The organism is Phenylobacterium sp. (assembly GCF_030651185.1).
Classification (GTDB): domain Bacteria; phylum Pseudomonadota; class Alphaproteobacteria; order Caulobacterales; family Caulobacteraceae; genus Phenylobacterium.
Window position 1 is genome coordinate 130,535 of the sequence record NZ_JAUSCJ010000018.1, and the last position, 17,487, is coordinate 148,021.

Below are 17,487 nucleotides of genomic sequence, written 5' to 3' on the forward strand. Positions count from 1 at the left end.
GGAGGACCTGCACATGGGCATTCTCAATCAAGACAAGGCCAAGGACGCCAGTCGCGCGGCCAGCGACAAGCAGAGCGTCAAGGAAACCGAGGCGCCCCACGCCCGCAAGGTCGCGCCCTTGAAGGACGGCGAAAAGCCCGACCAGCTCGCCGACCGCGAGCACGAGGCCGAGGACCGGCAGGAAGCGCTGCTGGACGAAGGCCTGGAAGAAAGCTTCCCGGGCAGCGACCCGGTGAGCGTCAAGCGCATCACCTGATCGGCCCCAGTTAGGGCTGGTCTTCGCAAAAGATCGGCTTGGCGAGAGGCGGCGGAGAAGCTTCACTGGGTCACATGATCCGTAAGCTCTCCGCCGCCTTTTTCGCGCTTGGCCTCCTGGGCGCCGCTCCGGCCCCCGACTGGCGCGCCCTCGACCCTGAAAACCTGCTGGTGATCGACACCACCAAGGGCCGGATGATCGTCGAGATGGCGCCGGCCATGGCGCCGCTGGGCGTGGCCCGGGTGAAGCTGCTGGCCCGGGAAGGCGTCTATGACGGCCTGCAGTTCCACCGGGTGATCGACGGGTTCGTCAATCAGACCGGCAATCCCGACAACAAGGACGGCGGGGTTTCAAGACATCCCGACCTGCCCCTGGAGGCCAGCTTCAAGCTGAGGATGGCCGATTACCGCGCCGTCGCCGCGCCGTCGGACGCCACCCTGGGCTTCCTGGGGTCGGTTCCCATCGCCACGGTCTCGGGAAAGGAGGCGCTGCGCGCCACCGACGGGACGATCCGCGCCTGGGGCGCCTATTGTCCCGGGGTCGCCGGCCTGGGCCGGCAGGCGGCGCAGAACACCGGCAACAGCGAAATCTTCTTCATGCGAGGGTCGAGCCGACGGCTGGACCGCGACTACGCCGTCTGGGGCAAGATCGTCGTGGGCGCCGACGTCAACAGCCTGATCGCCATCGGCGAGCCGCCGGCCAAGCCCGACCTGATGCTGAAGGTCCGGGTGGCCGCCGATATCCCGGAGGCCCAGCGGCCCCGGCTCTCCATCCTGCGCGACGACAGCCCGGCCTTCCGGTCGCTGGTGCGGCAGGCTCGTGTGGCCAAGGGCGCGGACTTCTCGATCTGCGACCTGGAGGTTCCGGTCAGGGTCGAACCGTAGCGGCGGCTCCGACGAACAGGATCTTCGAGGGGCAGAGGTCGTCGAGGGGGCATTCCTCGCACTTGGGCCTGCGCGCCACGCAGGTGTAGCGGCCGTGCAGGATCAGCCAGTGGTGGGCCCGGGTCAGATAGGGCTCGGGCACGAGGGCCATCAGGTCGGCCTCCATCTGGTCTGGCGTCTTGCCCGCCGACAGCTTCAGCCGGTGGGAGACCCGGAAGACGTGGGTGTCCACGGCGATGGCCGGCTCGATGCGCAGCTCGTTGAGCACCACGCTGGCGGTCTTTCGGCCAACGCCGGGCAGGGCCATCAGGGCCTCGCGCTCCAGGGGCACCTCGCCGCCGTGCTGCTCCACCAGGATCTGGGCGGTGGCGATCACGTTCTTGGCCTTGGTGCGGAAGAGGCCGATGGAGGCGATGAAAGGGGTCAGCCCCTCTTCGCCGAGCGCCAGCATCTTCTGCGGGGTGTCGGCGACGGCGAACAGCCGGGTGGTGGCCTTGTTGACCGAGACGTCGGTGGCCTGGGCCGAGAGCGCCACGGCGGTCACCAGCTCATAGGGGCTGGCATAGTTCAGCTCGGTGCGGGGATCGTCGCTCAGCGCCAGGAAACGGTGAAAGATTTCCTCCACCCGGGCCTGTTCGGCGGGACTCACGCGTTTCCTTCTCGCCGGCGCTTGCTTGACCATGGCCGACCATCGCCCGGTGCGGGCTGCTTCGCCAAGGCCCCGCGCACGTCGCATCTGTTTGGAGGTCCGCAAATCGCTTAATGTCGGCGGGCGATGGACGATCTGGTCTTCATGGACGCCGAAATACGGCCCAACCGGTCGCTCTCTCAGCGCGGCTTCGTCGTGCTGATCACGGTGCTGACCCTGCTCAACTGCGCCTCGGCGGCGATCTTCATGTCCATGGGCGCGGTCTTCGTGCCGATGTTCCTGGGGTTGGACCTGGTAGCCATCATCGTGGCCTTCCTGGTCAGCTTCGCCGCCGCCAAGCAGATCGAGCGTGTGCTGGTGACGTCCCGCCGGGTGCAGGTGTTCCGCGAGACGCCGACCTGGAAGAAGCTGATGTGGGAAAGCCCCACCGCCTTCACCCGTGTCACCCTGCTCACCGAGGACGATCACGCCATCGACCTGCGCCTGGCGCTCTCGGGCAAGGAGGCCCCGGTGGCCCGGGCGCTCAGCCCCGCCGAACGCGCCGAATTCGCCAAGGCCCTGGAGGGCGCCATCTACTCGGCAAGGCGGGCAAGATTTTAGCGGATAGGCCCTAGCCCCCTCCGTCTCGGCTTCGCCGACCCACCTCCCCCGAACCGCGCTTCGCGCTGGGGGAGGAATTAGACGCTCTTCATTCCTCCCCCAGGCCGCAGGCCGTATCGGGGGAGGTGGCGCGCGCCGAGAGGCGCGTGACGGAGGGGGCTAGGCCCTCGCCATCACAGAATGAACCGCGAGAGGTCGGCGTCCTTGGCCAGGTCGCCGACGTGGGTCTTCACATAGTCCGCATCGATGCCGATGGTCTCGCCCGAGCGGTCCGAGGCGGTGAAGCTGATCTCCTCCAGCACCTTCTCCAGGATGGTCTGCAGCCGCCGCGCCCCGATGTTCTCCACCGAGCTGTTCACCGCCACCGCGGCGTCGGCGAGCGCATCGATGGCCTCGGCCGTGAAGGTCAGCGTCACGCCTTCGGTGGCCAGCAGCGCCTGGTGCTGGGCGATCAGGTTGGCCTCGGGTTCGGTGAGGATGCGGCGCATGTCGTCGCGGCTCAGCGGCTTCAGCTCCACCCGGATCGGCAGCCGGCCCTGCAGCTCGGGCAGCAGGTCCGACGGCTTGGCCACGTGGAAGGCGCCCGAGGCGATGAACAGCACGTGGTCGGTCTTCACCGGCCCGTGCTTGGTGGAGACCGTGGTCCCCTCGATCAGCGGCAGCAGGTCGCGCTGCACCCCTTCGCGGGAGATGTCGGCGCCGCCGGAGCGCTCCCGGCTGGTGGCCACCTTGTCGATCTCGTCGAGGAAGACGATCCCGTTGTTCTCGGCCAGCTCGATGGCCTCCTGGGTCAGGGCCTCCTGGTCCAGCAGCTTGTCGCTTTCCTCAGCGATGAGCGGGGCGTGGGCCGCCGCCACCGTCGTCCTGTGGGTCTTGGTCCGGCCGCCGAAGGCCTTGCCCATCATCTCGCCGAGATTGAGCATGCCCATATTGGGCTGGCCGGGAATCTCGAACATCCCTGCGCCACCGCCGGTGTCGGCCAGGGTCAGTTCGACCTCCTTGTCGTCCAGCTCGCCGGTCCGCAGTTTCTTGCGGAAGCTCTCGCGGGCGGCGGTGGAGCCGGGGCCGGTCAGGGCGTCGAGGATACGCTCTTCGGCGGCGGCCTCGGCCTTGGCGCGGACGGCGGCGCGGCGCTTGTCGCGCACCATGGACAGCGAGATCTCCACCAGGTCGCGCACGATCTGGTCGACGTCGCGGCCGACATAGCCGACCTCGGTGAACTTGGTGGCCTCCACCTTCAGGAACGGGGCCTGGGCCAGGCGGGCGAGCCGGCGTGCGATCTCGGTCTTGCCGACCCCGGTGGGGCCGATCAGCAGGATGTTCTTGGGCGTCACCTCGTCGCGCAGGGCCTCGGGCACCCGGCGGCGGCGCCAGCGGTTGCGCAGGGCCACGGCCACGGCCTTCTTGGCCTCGGGATGGCCGACGATGAAGCGGTCGAGTTCGGAGACGATTTCGCGCGGTGAGAATTCGGTCATAGCGCCGTTAGATAGGTACGATTTGCACGGTTCAAGCCGAAGCGGCGCGCCGGCGTCGGATTCCGCCCGCGCCCTTCGTCCCCTGGCCAGGACGACCCACCCGGAGACATGAGATGCCGGCGCCCACCGACACCGACGCCTACCTCGCCACCGTGCCCGAGCCGCAGCGCGCGGCGCTGCAGGTCCTGCGCCGCCAGATCCTGGCCGCCGCGCCGGGGGCTGTCGAATGTATCAGCTATGGCATGCCCGCCGTCCGTCGCCAGGGGGTGCTGGTCTGGTTCGCCGCGGGCAAGGCCCACTGCGCCCTCTATCCCAGCGGCCTGGTGGCGGAATTCGCCGACCGGCTGACGGGCTACCAGACCAGCAAGGGCGCGATCCGCTTCCAGCCGGAGAAACCTTTACCGCCGCAGCTGATCGCCGACATCGTCGCCCGCCGGATCGAACAGGACGAGGCCGCCGCGGCGGCGCGGGCGGCGAAGAAGACGCGCTAGAGCACTTCCACCGTCAGATTGCCGTTGGTGTAGACGCAGATCCTGGCGGCGATCGCCATGGCGTCCCGCGCCGCCTGTTCGGCGCTCTTGTCGGTCTCCATGAAGGCCAGGGCGGCGGCCAGCGCATAGTTGCCCCCCGAGCCGATGGCCGCGACACCGGTTTCCGGCTCCAGCACGTCGCCGACCCCGGTGACGGTGAAAATGTTATTCTTGTCGGCCACCAGCAGCATGGCCTCCAGCTTGCGCAGATAGCGGTCGGTGCGCCAGTCCTTGGCCAGGTCCACGCAGGCCCGCGCCAGCTGGTCGGGATACTGCTCCAGCTTGGCTTCCAGGCGTTCGATGAGGGTGAGCGCGTCGGCCGTGGCGCCCGCGAAGCCGGCGATCACCTTGCCGCCGGCCAGGGTGCGGACCTTGCGGGCGTTGCCCTTGACGATCGTCTGGCCCATCGACACCTGACCATCGCCGGCGATGACGGTGTGCCCGTCCTTGCGCACGGCCAGGATGGTGGTGCCGTGCCAGTCGGGAAAGTTGCTAGGATTGCTCATGTCCGCCGATGTGAGCAGGCGAAGGGTCCAGGTCAAGGTCGATGAGTTTTTCCGACGACGAGGTCGAACGCTATGCCCGCCACCTGGTGCTGCGCGAGGTGGGCGGGCCGGGCCAGCAACGGCTGAAGGCCGCCCGGGTGCTGATCGTCGGGGCCGGAGGCCTGGGCGCGCCCGCCGCCCTCTACCTGGCCGCCGCCGGGGTCGGGACCCTGGTTCTGGTGGACCCCGACAAGGTCGACGTCTCCAACCTGCAGCGCCAGGTGATCTACACGGGGGATGACGTGGGCCGCTGCAAGGTCGAGGCCGCCGCCGACCGGCTCAGCGCCCTGAATCCCCACGTGAACATCGAGCGGGTCCCAGTCCACCTGGAGGAGGCCAATGCGCGCGCCCTGGTGCGCGGCTGCGACCTGGTGCTGGACGGCACCGACGACTTCACCACCCGCTTTTCCGTCAACGCCGCCTGCGTGGCCGAGCATGTGACCCTGGTCTCGGGCGCCATCGGCCGCTGGACCGGCCAGGTGGGCGTCTTCCGCCGCGCCCCCTGCTACCGCTGCCTGGTTCCGGAGGTTCCACCCGAGGCCGAGACCTGCTCGGCGGTCGGCGTGGTGGGCGCCCTGGCCGGCGTGGTGGGCTCGATGATGGCGCTGGAGGCCATCAAGGTCCTGACCGGGGCCGGCGACCCGCTCACCGGCCGCCTGCTGATCTATGACGGGCTGTCTGGCGAGACCCGGACGGTGAAGATCGGCCCCGACCCTGAGTGCGAGGTCTGCGGCGGCCACCCCTGACCCGGTTGCGCCCCGTCACAGGGCGGGCCTAGCTGTGAGGCGGCGGCAGGAGCGACCCCATGAAATATAATCAGCTTGGCCGGACCGGCCTGTTCGTCTCGGAAATCTGCCTGGGGACCATGACCTAGCCCTACAGCATCGAGGTCAGCACCCGGTCCGGCGGCTTGTGCCCGTCCATCCAGGTCTTGATGTTGATGATCACCTTCTCGCCCATCTCGGTGCGGGCCTCCACCGTGGCCGAGCCCAGGTGGGGCAGGAGGACCGCGTTGGGCAGCTTGAGCAGCTTGGGATTGATCGCCGGCTCGAACTCGAAGACGTCCAGGCCCGCCCCGCCGATCTCGCCCTTGGCCAGCTGGTCGGCCAGGGCGCCCTCGTCGATGATCTCGCCGCGGGCGGTGTTCACCAGGATGGCGTGGGGCTGCATCAGCTTCAGGCGCCTGGCCGACAGCAGGTGATAGGTGGCCGGGGTGTGCGGGCAGTTGACCGAGATGATGTCCATCCGGGCCAGCATCTGGTCGAGGCTCTCCCAGTAGGTGGCCTCCAGGTCCTCGGCGATGCGGGGGCTGACCGGCTTGCGGTTGTGATAGTGGATCTGCATGCCGAAGGCCTTGGCCCGGCGCGCCACGGCCTGGCCGATGCGGCCCATGCCGATAATTCCCAGCCGCTTACCGGAAATCCGGCGGCCCATCATCCAGGTGGGCGCCCAGCCGGTGAAGCCCCCGGCCTGGGCCACATTGGCCCCCTCCACGATGCGCCGCGACACCGCCATCATCAGGGCCAGCGTCAGGTCGGCGGTGTCCTCGGTCAGGACGCCGGGCGTATTGGTGACGCTGATGCCCCGCGCATTGGCGGCGGCCACGTCGATATGGTCCACGCCGGCCCCGAAATTGGCGATCAGCTTCAACTGGTCGCCGGCCTGGCTGATCAGTTCGGCGTCGATCCTGTCGGTGATGGTGGGGACGATGACGTCGGCGCTCGCCACCGCCGCCGCCAGGGCCGCGCGATCCAGGGGCTCGTCGCTGAGGTTGAGCTGGGTGTCGAACAGCTCGCGCATCCGGGTCTCCACGGGATCGGGGAGCCTTCGGGTGACGATGACTTTGGGTTTTCGGGCGGGCATGGGCGGTTTGCGGAACTCGAAAAAGGGCATGCGGCGCGGGGGTGACTGGCGCGCCGTGAGATGAACCTCTAGCAAAGGGCATATGAGCGGCCAAGGCGAGGCGGAAACGGCGATGAGCGCACGGGCGTGGGCGCCGATCTTTGCGGCGGTGCTGTTCTGGAGCCTTGGGGTGGTCGAGATGGCCGTCGCGGCGGACCGCCCGACCCCCTCCGGATTGCCGGTTCCGCGCTATGTGGCGCTGAAATTCGGCGAGGTGAACGCCCGCGCCGGCCCCGGCGACGATCACAGGTTACTGTGGGTCTACCGGGTCAAGGGCCTGCCGGTGCAGGTGGTGGCGGAAAACACCGAGTGGCGGCGGATCTGCGATCCGGAGCGCGGCCTGGCCTGGGTCCACCGGCGCACCACCGACGGCCGCCGGATGGTGATGCGCACGCAAGCAACGCCCCTGGCCCTGCGCGGCGCGCCCAAGCCCACCGCCGCGGTACACGCCTTTTTGAACGCCCGCGCCCTGGCCGCGTTGGTTCGCTGCGACAGCAAGGCTTGGTGCAAGCTCCGGGTGGACGGCGTGTCGGGGTGGGCGCCGGCGTCTGAACTCTGGGGAACCGACGACAAGCCCCAATGCCGTTGAGCGACGCGGCCGGCTCTGATAGGCCCTGACCCTCTTTGAAAGCCGGAAGGCCACCTGCATGACCATGGGCGTGAAAGCCAAGGACAACTACAGCTACGAAGATCTCATGGCCTGTGCGCGCGGTGAGATGTTCGGGCCGGGCAACGCCCAGCTTCCGGCCCCGCCGATGCTGTTGTTCGACCGGATGACCAAGATCACCGACGAGGGCGGCGAGCACGGCAAGGGCTATATCGAGGCCGAGTTCGACATCAATCCGGACCTCTGGTTCTTCGATTGCCACTTCATCGGCGACCCCGTCATGCCGGGCAGCCTTGGCCTCGACGCGCTCTGGCAGCTCGTGGGCTTTTATCTGGGTTGGATCGGCGGCAAGGGCCGCGGCCGTGCGCTTGGCTGCGGTGAGGTGAAGTTCGGGGGCGAAGTGACCCAGAACATCAAGAAGGTCACATACAAGGTCCAGATGAAGCGGGTCATCAACCGTCGTCTGGTCATGGGCATCGGCGACGGTGTGCTGGAAGCCGACGGCGTTCCTATCTACTGGGCGCAGGATCTCCGCGTCGGTCTCTACCAACGGTAAAGCGGCAAAAAGCCGTCCGGATCTGGGAGCAAACATGCGCCGCGTCGTCATTACGGGTATCGGTATCGTCTCCTCCATTGGCGTGGACGCCAATGAGGTTCTCGTCTCGCTGCGCGAGGCCAGGTCGGGTGTCCGGGCCGCTCCGGAATATGCCGAACTGGGCTTCCGCAGCCAGGTGGAGGCCAAGCCGCAGCTGGACTGGGAAACCCTGGTGGACCGCCGCGCGGCCCGCTTCCTGGCCCAGGGCACCGGTTTCGCCCATATCGCCATGGAACAGGCGATCGCCGATTCCGGCCTCGAAGAAGCCGAGGTCTCCAATGTGCGAACCGGCCTGATCGTCGGCTCGGGCGGCCCCTCCACCCGGGCCATCATCGAGGCGGCGGAGACGGCCAAGACCCGCGGCCCCAAGCGCGTCGGCCCCTTCGCGGTGCCCAAGGCGATGAGCTCGGGCCCGTCGGCCACCCTGGCCACCTGGTTCAAGATCAAGGGCCTGAACTTCTCCATCTCCTCGGCCTGCGCCACCTCAACCCACTGCATCGGGGTCGGCTACGAGCAGATCCTGATGGGCAAGCAGGACGTGGTGTTCGCGGGCGGCACGGAAGAGCTCGACTGGACGCTGTCGGTGCTGTTCGACGCCATGGGCGCCATGAGCTCCAACTTCAACGCGACCCCGGCCGTGGCCAGCCGCGCCTATGACGCCGCCCGCGACGGCTTCGTCATCGCCGGCGGCGCCGGACTGGTGGTGCTGGAGGAGTACGAGCACGCCAAGGCGCGCGGGGCCAAGATCTACGGCGAGATCGTCGGCTACGCCGCCAATTCCGACGGCTTCGACATGGTCGCCCCCTCGGGCGAGGGCGCGGCCCGCTGCATGAACCTGGCCATGGCCGACCTCGGCGGCCGCCGAATAGACTACCTGAACCCGCACGGCACCTCGACGCCGGTCGGCGACATGAAGGAGATGGAGGCCGTGCGCGCGGTCTTCGGGGACAAGGCGCCCCACATCTCGTCGACCAAGTCCCTCACCGGCCACAGCCTGGGGGCCGCCGGCGCCCAGGAGGCGATCTATTCGCTGCTGATGCTGAACAACGGCTTCCTGGCCGAGAGCGCCCACATTGAGAACCTCGACCCCGCCTTCGCCGACCTGCCGATCCTGAGGAAGCGCCTCGACCAGCAGGTGGAGACGGTGATGTCCAACAGCTTCGGTTTCGGCGGCACCAACGGCTGCCTGGTGATGGCCAAGGTCTAGGCTGTCATCCCGGTTTCCGCGCAGCGGAAGACCGGGACCCAGACGCGCGGGGCTTGCCGGAGGAATCGGTGGGTCCCGCACTTCCGCGGCTTCGCCGCTGCATGCGGGATGACACGGTGGGAAAGACCGACGGCTCAGAAATCACCTTCCGCCCCGCCCGCCGGCAGGACGTGGCGCGGATCGTCGAACTGCTGGCCGACGATCCTCTCGGCTCCGGCCGCGAGCGGTTCGAAGACCCGCTGCCCGCCAGCTACGACGCCGCCTTCGACCGCATCGAGGCCAGCGACGGTAACATTCTTACCGTCGCCGAACTCGACGGCGCGGTGGTGGGCTGCCTGCAGATGACCTTCATCCCCGGCCTGTCGAACCAGGGCGCCGACCTGGCCCTCATCGAAGGGGTCCGCGTCGACACCGCCCTTCGCAGCCAGGGCCTTGGCCAGCAACTCATTGAATGGGCGCTGGAAACCGCCCGCGCGCGGGGCTGTCAGGCGGTGGAGCTGTTCACCCACAAGACCCGCGCCGACGCCCACCGCTTCTACGACCGGCTGGGCTTTGACCAGAGCCACGTGGGTTACCGTATCAAACTCTAGGAGAACCGCCGTGGCCGAGGACTACGACCTGCCCAGGGGCGAGCTGATGAAGGGCAAGAAGGGCGTCGTCATCGGCGTCGCCAACCACCAGTCCATCGCCTGGGGCATCTCCGCCCAGCTGGCGGCCCAGGGGGCCGAGCTGGCCTTCCTGCACCTGCCGGGCATGGAGCGCCGGGTGCAGCCCCTGGCCGACTCCATCGGCGTGAAGACCGTCGTCGCCGTGGACGCCACCGACGACGCCCAGATGGATGCGGCCTTCGCGAAGATCGAGGCCGACCTCGGGACGATCGACTTCTTCGTCCACTCCATCGCCTACGCCCCCAGGGATGAGATCAAGGGCTCCTTCGTGGAGAACACCACCCGGGCGGGCTTCCTGCAGGCCATGGACATCTCGGTGTTCAGTTTCGTCGATTGCGCCAGGCGCGCGGCGCGGCTGATGCCGAACGGGGGGTCGATCATCTGCATGACCTATCTGGGCTCGGAGCGGGTGATCCCCAACTACAACACCATGGGGGTGGCCAAGGCTGGCCTCGAGGCCGCGACGCGCTACGCCGCCCGCGACCTGGGGCCGGCGAAGATCCGCGTCAACGCCATCTCGGCCGGCGCCATGCGCACCCTGTCCCTGGCCGGTATCGCCGGCGGCCGGGAAAAGCTCTCCCAGGGCCGGGCCATGTCGGCGCTGAAGGAGGACACCTCCATGGAGGGCGTGGCCGGGACGGCGTTGTGGCTGCTGTCGGACCTCGGCCGCTCCACCACCGGCGAGGTGGTGCATGTGGACGCCGGCTTCCACATGATCGGCCTGCCCGACGATATCGGGTCGGAACCGTAGGCGCCGCGAAACCAGATGTGTCATCCCGGAAAGCCCGCAGGGCTTGTCCGGGACCCATATGCGCGGGGCATCCAGGAAGATTCTGTGCTTCTGGGTCCCGGTCTTTCGCGTGCCGCGAAAACCGGGATGACACTGGGGCCGCGGCCTAAACCGAATAGGCCCGCATGAAGCGGCGGGCGGCCTCCGCGGCGATGGCGTCGATCTGCGCCGGTGTCAGACCCCGGTCCACCCCCAGCAGGTCGGCCAGCTGGTAGGTGCCCACCACCATGCCGCCAAAGAACTCCGCGGCCATGGCCGGGTCGTCGACCGCCAGGCGCCCATCGGCGGTCTCGCGGGCCAGGAAGGCGGCCAGGCGGGCGCGGGAGGCCTTGGGCCCGGCCTCGAACACGGCGCGGGCGACATCTGGCGCCTCGCCGGCGCCCTGGATGTAGAGGCGCATCATCGCCGTCGACCGGGGACTGATGATCGCCTGCAGCATGGTGCGCGCGAAGCCGGCCAGGGTGGCCTCGGGGTGCTCGTCGGCGCCGGGCATCTCCAGCGGCGCGGTGATGTCGGCCACCCGGCGATCCACCAGGGCGCGGATCAGCTCGGCCTTGGAGCCGTAGTGATTATAAATTGTCTGTTTGGAGACCCCGGCCCGGCGCGCCACCTCCTCCATGGAGGCGGCCAGGCCCCGCTCGCCCAGCACCTCGACGGCCGCGTCGAGGATGGCCTCCCCCTTGGCGAGATCGATCTGTCCGGCCACCCGGGGCATCAGTGATCTCCGCCGGGCGGTGACGGTGGGGCGGCGGCGACGGGCCGGGCCAGCACGGCCAGGACCACGGCCACGGCGCAGCCGGCCGACAGGAACATGAAGACGTCGGCGAACGCCATCACCAGGGCCTGCCGGTGCAGCATCATCCCCATCATCTTGTACATGCCCCCCTGCGGATCCAGCGCCCCGGACGCCTCCATCATCCCGGCCAGCCGGGTCATCATCTCCTGAGCCTCCATGCTGCCGCTGTTGAGCGAGGCCGACAGGGCGCCGAGGTGGACGGCGCTCATCCGCGACAGGATGGTGGTCACCATGGCCAGCCCCACCGCCCCGCCAACATTGCGGATCAGGTTCAGCAGTCCAGAACCGTCCTTCATCATGCTGAGCGGCAGGGTGGAAATGCTCATCTGGGAGGCGGCGATCATGGCGATCATCGCCCCCAGGCCCCGGCAGACCTGCAGCACCAGGAACTCGTTGAAGCCCCAGTCGGACCCGACGTGGACCCCCTGGCCCAGGCCGATCCCCACCAGGGAGAAGCCCAGCACCATGCCGATGCGCAGGTCCATGGCGCGGATCACCCGCCCGGCGATGGGGGCGGCCAGGAACATGGCCAGGCCCGAGACCAGCATGGTGGTGCCAACCTGGCCCGGCGAATAGCCGCGCACCTGGGCCAGGTAGAGGGGCAGGACGAAGGTTCCGGAATAGAGGCTCATCCCGGACACGAAATTCATCACCGTGCCGATCAGGAAGTTGCGGTCGCTGAAGGGCGCCAGCGAGACGATGGGCTGGCGATAGGTGAGCTGACGCCAGACGAAGGCCGCGCCGGACAGCAAAGCCAGCAGGGCCAGGCCGAGGATCTTGTCATCCTTCAGCCAGCCGTCGCCGGAGCCCTCCTCCAGCACGTACTGCATGCTGAGCAGGAACACCGCCATGAAGACCAGGCCCGTCCAGTCGATGCCGCGGGCCAGGCGCGGGTCGCCCTTGTCGAAGTCGGCGTAGCGGGCCACCAGGAACAGGGACAACAGGCCCGGGATCACATTGATGTAGAACAGCCACCGCCAGCCGAAAGCGTCGGTGAGGTGGCCGCCGATGGTGGGACCGACCGTGGGCGCCAGGGTGACGATCAGGCCCACCACCACATTGGCGGTGATCCGCCGCTCCAGGGGGAAGACCGTCATCGCCGCGGCGAACACCTGGGGGATCATCGCGCCGCCGGCCAGGCCCTGCAGGGCGCGGGTGACGATCATCATCTCGAAGGTGGTGGAAAGGCCCGTCAGGATCGAGGCGACGATGAACACCACGGTGGCGGCCATGAAGAACGGCCGCGTCCCCCACATCTTCGAGAAATAGGCGGCCAGGGGGATCATCACCACCTCGGCCAGCAGGTAGATGGTCTGCACCCAGCTGATCTGGTCGGCGCTGGCGCCCACGCCGGCCTGGATCTGGGCCAGGGAGGAGGCGACGATCTGGACGTCGAGGACGGCCATGAACTGGCCGATGACCATGCCCCCGAACCCCAGGAACACCTTTATCCAGTCGATCTCGCCCGACTTGGTCAGGTGACCGCCAGGGGGTCCGGGCGCCGCGATGACAACGGTGTCGGCCACGGCGGGCTAGCGCGAGACGCCGCGGCGGGCGAGTTGCGCGGCGGGTGCGGCGTCGGCGAAGCCCAGACCCGTGTCCTTGCGGACATCGACCTTCACCTCCACCGACAGGCCGGGCCTTAAGGCGCCCGCCAGGGGCTCCTTGGGGTCGACGGCGATCTTCACCGGCAGGCGTTGGGCGATCTTGGTGAAGTTGCCCACGGCGTTCTCCACCGGGATCAGGGCGAATTCCGAGCCGGTGGCGGGGGCAAAGGAGTCGATATGGCCGCGAATGGTCTGCCGGCCGAAGGCGTCGGCGCGGATCTCCACCGGCTGGCCGATCCGCAGGCGCGAGACCTGGGTCTCCTTGAAGTTGGCCACCACATAGGCCTGGCCCAGGGGCACGATGCTCATCAGGTTGGTTCCGGGGCGGACGTATTGGCCGGGCCGCACGGCCTTGGCGCCCACCACGCCGGCGACGGGGGCTCGGATCTCGGTGCGGGAGACGTCGATGCGGGCGGAATCCACCGCCGCGTGGGCCGCCTGGGCCTGGGCGAAGGTCTGGGCGCGCGCCGAGCCCAGGGATTCCGCGGTCCGGCGTTCGGCCTCAAGGGCGGCCTGGGCCTGGGCCACCCCCGCCGTGGCGGTGCTGGCGGCGGCCTTTGCCGATTGGGCCCGTTGCGACGAGACCCAGCCCTGCCTAGCCAGGAGGCCATAACGGTTGAGTTCTGCCGTCGCCATCTGGGCCTGGGCGTGGGCGGAATCCACGCCCGCCGCCCGCTGGGCGATCATGGCGGTCTCCAGGGCCGACTTGTCGTCGACGCCGCGCACCGCCGCGTCGAGGGCGGCGGCGTTGGCGATGGCCTGGGCGAGCTTGGCCTGCAGGCTGGCGGCGTCCAGCCGCGCCACCACCTGGCCGGCGGCGACCCGCTGGTTGTCCTCCACCAGGACCTGCGCGACATAGCCGTCCACCTGCGGCGCCACGGCCACCTTGTCGGCGGCGATGAAGGCGTTGTCGGTGGACTCGTACCTCTGCTTGTTCGTCCACCAGAGGCCGCCGCCGACGATCAGGGCCAGGGCGACCACGCCCCCCACGAGGATCGGAACCCGTCTGTCGCCCGGTACGCCCGCCATCACCATTCCCCAATCGCCCGGCGCATAGACGAGACCGGCGAGTCCAGGAAACATTCGCGGTGGGGGCTCGGCAATGGATAAGTGGACGCAGGCGTCCAAAAATCACGTGATCCCGTCTGGGGCTGGACGCCCGCACCCGTTCGTCGGCATATCGGCCCATGAGCGAGACCTTCGACGCCGACGTGATCATCGCCGGGGCCGGCATGGCCGGGGCGACCCTGGCCCTTGCCCTGAAGCAGGGCGGCCTGACCCCGATCCTGATCGACCCCATCGTCTTCGACGCCCAGCTGGCGCCGACCTTCGATGGGCGGTCCTCGGCCATCGCCTTCGCCAGCTTCCGCCAGTGGCGCGCCCTGGGCCTGGCCGCCGACATCGAGCCCCACGCCCAGCGGATCGAGCAGATCCTGGTCACCGACGGCCGCAGTCCGGGGGCCTCGGCGGGAAATCCTTCACCGTTCTACCTGCGTTTCGACAGCGCTGAGATCGCCGACCGCTCCGACGGCGAGCCCCTGGGCTACCTGCTGGAAAACCGGCGCTCCCGCGCCGCCCTCGCCAAGGCGGTCACCAAGGCCGGGATCACGGTGCTCGCGCCGGCCCGCGTCGCATCAGTGGCCTTCGAGGCCTCCTGCGCCCGGGTGACCCTGGAGGATGGCCGGGTGCTGACCGCCCCGCTGGTGGTGGGCGCCGAGGGCCGAAGCTCGGTGGTTCGGGCCGCCGCGAAGATCAACGCCATCGGTTGGGCCTATTCGCAGACCGGCGTGGTGGCGACGGTGAAACTTTCACGGCCTCACCAGGGCGTGGCCCACGAATACTTCCTGCCCGGCGGGCCCTTTGCGATCCTGCCGCTGACCGACGACCGCGCCAGCCTGGTCTGGACCGAACCCACCGCCAAGGCGGCCGCCCTGAAGGCCGCCCGGCCCGAGGTTTTCCACGCCCACCTGCGGCGGCGGTTCGGGGCCTTCCTGGGGGAGGCGACCGTCGAGGGGCCGGTCTTCACCTATCCGCTCTCCCTGCAGCTCGCCGAGCGGCTCTGCGCCCCGCGCGCCGCCCTGCTGGGGGACGCCGCGCACGGAATCCACCCCATCGCCGGCCAGGGCCTGAACCTGGGGCTGAAAGGCGCCGCGGCCCTGGCCGAAGTCCTGGTGGACGCCGCCCGGCTTGGCGAGGACATCGGCTCGGAGCTGGTGCTGGAGCGCTACGCCCGCTGGCGCAGCTTCGACAACATCACCCTGGCGGTCGCCAGCGATCTCTTCGTGCGGCTCTTCTCCACAGACAATCCCCTGCTGCGCCTGGTGCGTGGGGCCGGCCTGTCGCTGGTCAACCGCATCGGCCCCGCCCGCCGCTTCTTCATGCACGACGCGGGCGGAGCCTCCGGCGACCTGCCCCGGCTGCTGCGGGGCGAGGCGCTTTAAGAGGCCCTATGCGCGGCTATGACGACGGATCCAACGGCGACCGCAGCCTGGCCCGTCCTGGACGAACGCCCACCGTCGAGGCGAGCGCCGCGCGGGGGCTGGCGGCTAGCTGAGTTCGCGGGCCTCTTCCGGCAGCATGATCGGCACGCCGTCGCGGATCGGATAGGCCAGATTGGCGCCCTTGGAGATCAGCTCGCCCTTGTCGCGGTCATAGGTCAGCGGCCCGTGGGTCACCGGGCAGACCAGGATTTCCAGCAGGCGCGGATCGATCTCGACGGTGAGGGCGGGGAGGGGCTGGGTCATGGCCGCCATCCCTACTGCATCGAATGACCGGCGTCATCGTCGTCTTCCAGGGCGTCGATCTCCAGCAGAGTGGTCAGGGCGTCAACCCGCTCCACGAGGGTCGGGGCCTCCAGCAGGGCCTGTTTCTCCAGGGGCTCGAAGGGCAGTCCCATGGCCAGGCTGGTGACCAGGCTCTCCAGGGGCGCGGTCTCGGCGGTGTCCCAGTCGATGTCGAGTTCGCGTCGGTTCAGGTATTTCTTCAGCGCGACGGCGAAGCGCTTGCGGTCGAACTCGTCGGTGTCGACCTCCTCGTCGGCCAGATCGCCGAAGAAGGGCGCGAAGGTGGTGCGCACCTGGCGATAGGGGGTCTTCACCGCCAGCTCCTCGCCGGCCTCGAAGCGGCAGACCCCGGTGAGGGTGATCAGATAGGTTCCGTCGGAGGTCTCGTTGAAGCTGGTGACGCGGCCCGCGCAGCCCACATGGGCGAGGTTGGGGCGGGTGCGCTCGCCGCCCGCCCGGGTCTGGACCATGCCGATCATGCGGTCGCCGGCCATCACGTCGTCCACCAGGTTCAGGTAGCGCGGCTCGAAGATGCGCAGCGGCAGTTCGCCGCCCGGCAGCAGCAGGGCGCCGTCCAGCGGAAAGACCGGAATCACCTGCGGCAGGTCGCTCGGGCTCTGATAGCCGCCCGGTATGGCGCGCTCGCCCTTCATGAGAACAGGATCGCCGACAGCCGCCGCCGCCCGCTGCGGGCCACGTCGGAGCCCGGCCCTGCGGCCTCGAAGATGGTGATCAGCTGCTTGCGGGCCGCCTCGTCGTTCCAGGCCCGATCCACCTCGATGATCTTCAGCAGGTGATCCGAAGCCGCCTCCCAGGCGCCCCGGCCGGCGAGGGCCGCGGCCAGTTCGAACCGGGCCTCATGGTCGTTGGCGTCGGCGGCCAGGCGCTTTTCGAGGTCCGAGGTCTCCTCCGGCGCGGCGTCGGCCAGGGTCAGGGCCGCGCGCACGCTGTCGAGGTCAGGGTCCTTGCCGCCCTCCGGAGCCATGTCGGCGATCTCACGGGCCTTCTCGGCGTCACCGCCCTGCAGGTAGACGCGGGCCAGGCCGCCGATGGCCTTGAGGTTCTCAGGATCGCCCTGCAGCACCTGGGCGAAGGCCTGGGCCGCGCCGCCCAGGTCGCCCAGGCCCAGCGATTCCTTGGCCATGGCCAGCAACTCATCGGTCTCGTTGGCCGGCGCCTGGCCGGCGATGCGGTCGACGAACTGTTTCACCTGGCTGTCGGGCAGGGCGCCCATGAAGCCGTCGATGGGCTTGCCGCCGGAAAAGGCGAAGACTGCGGGGATCGATTGCACGCGCAGCTGGCCCGCGAATTGCGGGTGCTGGTCGATGTCGATCTTCACCAGCCTGACCTTGCCCTTGGCGGCCAGCACCGCCTTTTCGATGGAGGGTCCCAGCTGCTTGCAGGGGCCGCACCAGGGGGCCCAGAAATCGACAATCACCGGGACGGTGTTGGAGGCCTCGATCACGTCGGCCATGAAGCCGGCGTCGCTGCCGTCCTTGATGAGGTCGCCGCCGGCGTTGGGCGCTGTTTCGCCGATCAGGGTCATGGCTGTGGTCTTTCCCGTCTAAGCGGTTGAAACGTCTTGGCGGCTAA

Annotated in this window: 21 protein-coding genes; 11 read left to right on the forward strand and 10 right to left on the reverse strand. The window is 69.0% G+C overall.

From position 1 onward, the window contains the following. Positions 1 to 13 precede the first annotated feature (13 nt). Positions 14 to 256 (forward strand): hypothetical protein, encoded by a 243-nt coding sequence (locus Q7J39_RS08160; protein ID WP_304822633.1) that lies wholly within the window; start codon positions 14 to 16, stop codon positions 254 to 256. A gap of 74 nt (positions 257 to 330) precedes the next feature. Then, on the forward strand, positions 331 to 1,140 hold the full coding sequence (locus tag Q7J39_RS08165; protein WP_304822636.1) for a peptidylprolyl isomerase: 810 nt from the start codon (positions 331 to 333) through the stop codon (positions 1,138 to 1,140). On the opposite strand, the gene nth is transcribed toward Q7J39_RS08165, so the two are convergent. Next, complete coding sequence (gene nth / locus Q7J39_RS08170; protein ID WP_304822640.1) at positions 1,124 to 1,822, reverse strand: endonuclease III; 699 nt, start codon at positions 1,820 to 1,822, stop codon at positions 1,124 to 1,126. The two genes, Q7J39_RS08165 and nth, sit on opposite strands and share 17 nt — an antisense overlap. Positions 1,823 to 1,915: 93 nt before the next feature. On the opposite strand from nth, the gene Q7J39_RS08175 reads away from it, so the two are divergent. Then, positions 1,916 to 2,389 carry a DUF2244 domain-containing protein gene (locus Q7J39_RS08175; RefSeq protein WP_304822643.1) on the forward strand — a complete coding sequence of 158 codons (474 nt, stop codon included), beginning with the start codon at positions 1,916 to 1,918 and terminating at the stop codon, positions 2,387 to 2,389. Between the two features lie 173 nt (positions 2,390 to 2,562). On the opposite strand, the gene hslU is transcribed toward Q7J39_RS08175, so the two are convergent. Then, the gene (gene hslU, locus Q7J39_RS08180) at positions 2,563 to 3,864 is read right to left on the reverse strand and encodes an ATP-dependent protease ATPase subunit HslU (RefSeq protein WP_304822646.1); all 1,302 of its coding nucleotides are present in this window, start codon (positions 3,862 to 3,864) and stop codon (positions 2,563 to 2,565) included. A 113-nt stretch (positions 3,865 to 3,977) separates the two neighbouring features. Between hslU and Q7J39_RS08185 the strand changes: the two genes are divergently transcribed. Then, entirely contained in the window at positions 3,978 to 4,355 is a 378-nt protein-coding gene (locus Q7J39_RS08185) for an iron chaperone (protein ID WP_304822649.1), read from the forward strand. Here Q7J39_RS08185 and hslV read toward each other — a convergent pair. Beyond that, positions 4,352 to 4,900, reverse strand: a complete 549-nt coding sequence (hslV, locus tag Q7J39_RS08190) for an ATP-dependent protease subunit HslV (protein ID WP_304822652.1) — start codon at positions 4,898 to 4,900, stop codon at positions 4,352 to 4,354. The genes Q7J39_RS08185 and hslV overlap by 4 nt on opposite strands. A gap of 41 nt (positions 4,901 to 4,941) precedes the next feature. Between hslV and Q7J39_RS08195 the strand changes: the two genes are divergently transcribed. Beyond that, complete coding sequence (locus tag Q7J39_RS08195) at positions 4,942 to 5,685, forward strand: molybdopterin-synthase adenylyltransferase MoeB (protein WP_304822655.1); 744 nt, start codon at positions 4,942 to 4,944, stop codon at positions 5,683 to 5,685. Positions 5,686 to 5,815: 130 nt separating this feature from the next. Here the strand turns inward: Q7J39_RS08195 and Q7J39_RS08200 are convergent, their stop codons facing one another. Further along, entirely contained in the window at positions 5,816 to 6,802 is a 987-nt protein-coding gene (locus Q7J39_RS08200) for a D-glycerate dehydrogenase (protein ID WP_304822658.1), read from the reverse strand. A 112-nt stretch (positions 6,803 to 6,914) separates the two neighbouring features. Between Q7J39_RS08200 and Q7J39_RS08205 the strand changes: the two genes are divergently transcribed. The 5 genes from Q7J39_RS08205 to Q7J39_RS08225 all read left to right on the forward strand — a co-directional run bounded on the left by Q7J39_RS08205 (position 6,915) and on the right by Q7J39_RS08225 (position 10,669). Beyond that, positions 6,915 to 7,430 carry an SH3 domain-containing protein gene (locus Q7J39_RS08205; RefSeq protein WP_370690017.1) on the forward strand — a complete coding sequence of 172 codons (516 nt, stop codon included), beginning with the start codon at positions 6,915 to 6,917 and terminating at the stop codon, positions 7,428 to 7,430. A 64-nt stretch (positions 7,431 to 7,494) separates the two neighbouring features. Continuing rightward, a complete protein-coding gene (gene fabA / locus Q7J39_RS08210; protein ID WP_304822825.1) occupies positions 7,495 to 8,004 on the forward strand; it encodes a 3-hydroxyacyl-[acyl-carrier-protein] dehydratase FabA in 510 nt (169 codons plus the stop codon). A gap of 34 nt (positions 8,005 to 8,038) precedes the next feature. Then, a complete protein-coding gene (gene fabB, locus Q7J39_RS08215) occupies positions 8,039 to 9,250 on the forward strand; it encodes a beta-ketoacyl-ACP synthase I (RefSeq protein WP_304822661.1) in 1,212 nt (403 codons plus the stop codon). A gap of 116 nt (positions 9,251 to 9,366) precedes the next feature. Further along, complete coding sequence (locus Q7J39_RS08220; protein ID WP_304822665.1) at positions 9,367 to 9,840, forward strand: GNAT family N-acetyltransferase; 474 nt, start codon at positions 9,367 to 9,369, stop codon at positions 9,838 to 9,840. Positions 9,841 to 9,850: 10 nt separating this feature from the next. Then, the gene (locus Q7J39_RS08225; RefSeq protein ID WP_304822668.1) at positions 9,851 to 10,669 is read left to right on the forward strand and encodes an enoyl-ACP reductase; all 819 of its coding nucleotides are present in this window, start codon (positions 9,851 to 9,853) and stop codon (positions 10,667 to 10,669) included. 145 nt (positions 10,670 to 10,814) lie between these two features. Here the strand turns inward: Q7J39_RS08225 and Q7J39_RS08230 are convergent, their stop codons facing one another. From Q7J39_RS08230 to Q7J39_RS08240, 3 genes are read right to left on the reverse strand one after another with little or no spacing between them, the layout of a single operon-like run. Continuing rightward, a complete protein-coding gene (locus tag Q7J39_RS08230) occupies positions 10,815 to 11,423 on the reverse strand; it encodes a TetR/AcrR family transcriptional regulator (protein WP_304822671.1) in 609 nt (202 codons plus the stop codon). Beyond that, positions 11,423 to 13,030, reverse strand: coding sequence for a DHA2 family efflux MFS transporter permease subunit (locus Q7J39_RS08235; RefSeq protein WP_304822674.1), 1,608 nt, complete (start codon positions 13,028 to 13,030; stop codon positions 11,423 to 11,425). Before Q7J39_RS08235 ends, Q7J39_RS08230 begins: the two co-directional genes overlap by 1 nt. Before the next feature lie 6 nt (positions 13,031 to 13,036). Beyond that, a complete protein-coding gene (locus Q7J39_RS08240) occupies positions 13,037 to 14,140 on the reverse strand; it encodes an HlyD family secretion protein (protein ID WP_304822677.1) in 1,104 nt (367 codons plus the stop codon). Between the two features lie 158 nt (positions 14,141 to 14,298). Here Q7J39_RS08240 and Q7J39_RS08245 point away from each other — a divergent pair, with 158 nt between their 5' ends. Continuing rightward, complete coding sequence (locus Q7J39_RS08245; protein ID WP_304822680.1) at positions 14,299 to 15,552, forward strand: UbiH/UbiF/VisC/COQ6 family ubiquinone biosynthesis hydroxylase; 1,254 nt, start codon at positions 14,299 to 14,301, stop codon at positions 15,550 to 15,552. Positions 15,553 to 15,657: 105 nt separating this feature from the next. On the opposite strand, the gene Q7J39_RS08250 is transcribed toward Q7J39_RS08245, so the two are convergent. From Q7J39_RS08250 to Q7J39_RS08260, 3 genes are read right to left on the reverse strand one after another with little or no spacing between them, the layout of a single operon-like run. Continuing rightward, entirely contained in the window at positions 15,658 to 15,855 is a 198-nt protein-coding gene (locus tag Q7J39_RS08250) for a Trm112 family protein (protein ID WP_304822683.1), read from the reverse strand. Between the two features lie 11 nt (positions 15,856 to 15,866). Continuing rightward, entirely contained in the window at positions 15,867 to 16,529 is a 663-nt protein-coding gene (locus tag Q7J39_RS08255) for an LON peptidase substrate-binding domain-containing protein (protein WP_370690021.1), read from the reverse strand. A 14-nt stretch (positions 16,530 to 16,543) separates the two neighbouring features. Continuing rightward, positions 16,544 to 17,440, reverse strand: coding sequence for a co-chaperone YbbN (locus tag Q7J39_RS08260; protein ID WP_304822689.1), 897 nt, complete (start codon positions 17,438 to 17,440; stop codon positions 16,544 to 16,546). Positions 17,441 to 17,487 lie beyond the last annotated feature (47 nt).

Bases quoted from the DNA above. Each gene is read 5' to 3' on its own strand.
- Q7J39_RS08205 (WP_370690017.1), top strand. From the start codon at position 6,915: ATGAGCGCACGGGCGTGGGCGCCGATCTTTGCGGCGGTGCTGTTCTGG.
- Q7J39_RS08165 (WP_304822636.1), top strand. From the start codon at position 331: ATGATCCGTAAGCTCTCCGCCGCCTTTTTCGCGCTTGGCCTCCTGGGC.
- Q7J39_RS08160 (WP_304822633.1), top strand. From the start codon at position 14: ATGGGCATTCTCAATCAAGACAAGGCCAAGGACGCCAGTCGCGCGGCC.
- Q7J39_RS08260 (WP_304822689.1), bottom strand. From the start codon at position 17,440: ATGACCCTGATCGGCGAAACAGCGCCCAACGCCGGCGGCGACCTCATC.
- Q7J39_RS08175 (WP_304822643.1), top strand. From the start codon at position 1,916: ATGGACGATCTGGTCTTCATGGACGCCGAAATACGGCCCAACCGGTCG.
- Q7J39_RS08240 (WP_304822677.1), bottom strand. From the start codon at position 14,140: ATGGCGGGCGTACCGGGCGACAGACGGGTTCCGATCCTCGTGGGGGGC.
- Q7J39_RS08195 (WP_304822655.1), top strand. From the start codon at position 4,942: ATGAGTTTTTCCGACGACGAGGTCGAACGCTATGCCCGCCACCTGGTG.
- hslV (WP_304822652.1), bottom strand. From the start codon at position 4,900: ATGAGCAATCCTAGCAACTTTCCCGACTGGCACGGCACCACCATCCTG.
- hslU (WP_304822646.1), bottom strand. From the start codon at position 3,864: ATGACCGAATTCTCACCGCGCGAAATCGTCTCCGAACTCGACCGCTTC.
- Q7J39_RS08245 (WP_304822680.1), top strand. From the start codon at position 14,299: ATGAGCGAGACCTTCGACGCCGACGTGATCATCGCCGGGGCCGGCATG.
- Q7J39_RS08185 (WP_304822649.1), top strand. From the start codon at position 3,978: ATGCCGGCGCCCACCGACACCGACGCCTACCTCGCCACCGTGCCCGAG.
- fabB (WP_304822661.1), top strand. From the start codon at position 8,039: ATGCGCCGCGTCGTCATTACGGGTATCGGTATCGTCTCCTCCATTGGC.
- Q7J39_RS08250 (WP_304822683.1), bottom strand. From the start codon at position 15,855: ATGACCCAGCCCCTCCCCGCCCTCACCGTCGAGATCGATCCGCGCCTG.
- fabA (WP_304822825.1), top strand. From the start codon at position 7,495: ATGGGCGTGAAAGCCAAGGACAACTACAGCTACGAAGATCTCATGGCC.
- nth (WP_304822640.1), bottom strand. From the start codon at position 1,822: ATGGTCAAGCAAGCGCCGGCGAGAAGGAAACGCGTGAGTCCCGCCGAA.
- Q7J39_RS08200 (WP_304822658.1), bottom strand. From the start codon at position 6,802: ATGCCCGCCCGAAAACCCAAAGTCATCGTCACCCGAAGGCTCCCCGAT.
- Q7J39_RS08230 (WP_304822671.1), bottom strand. From the start codon at position 11,423: ATGCCCCGGGTGGCCGGACAGATCGATCTCGCCAAGGGGGAGGCCATC.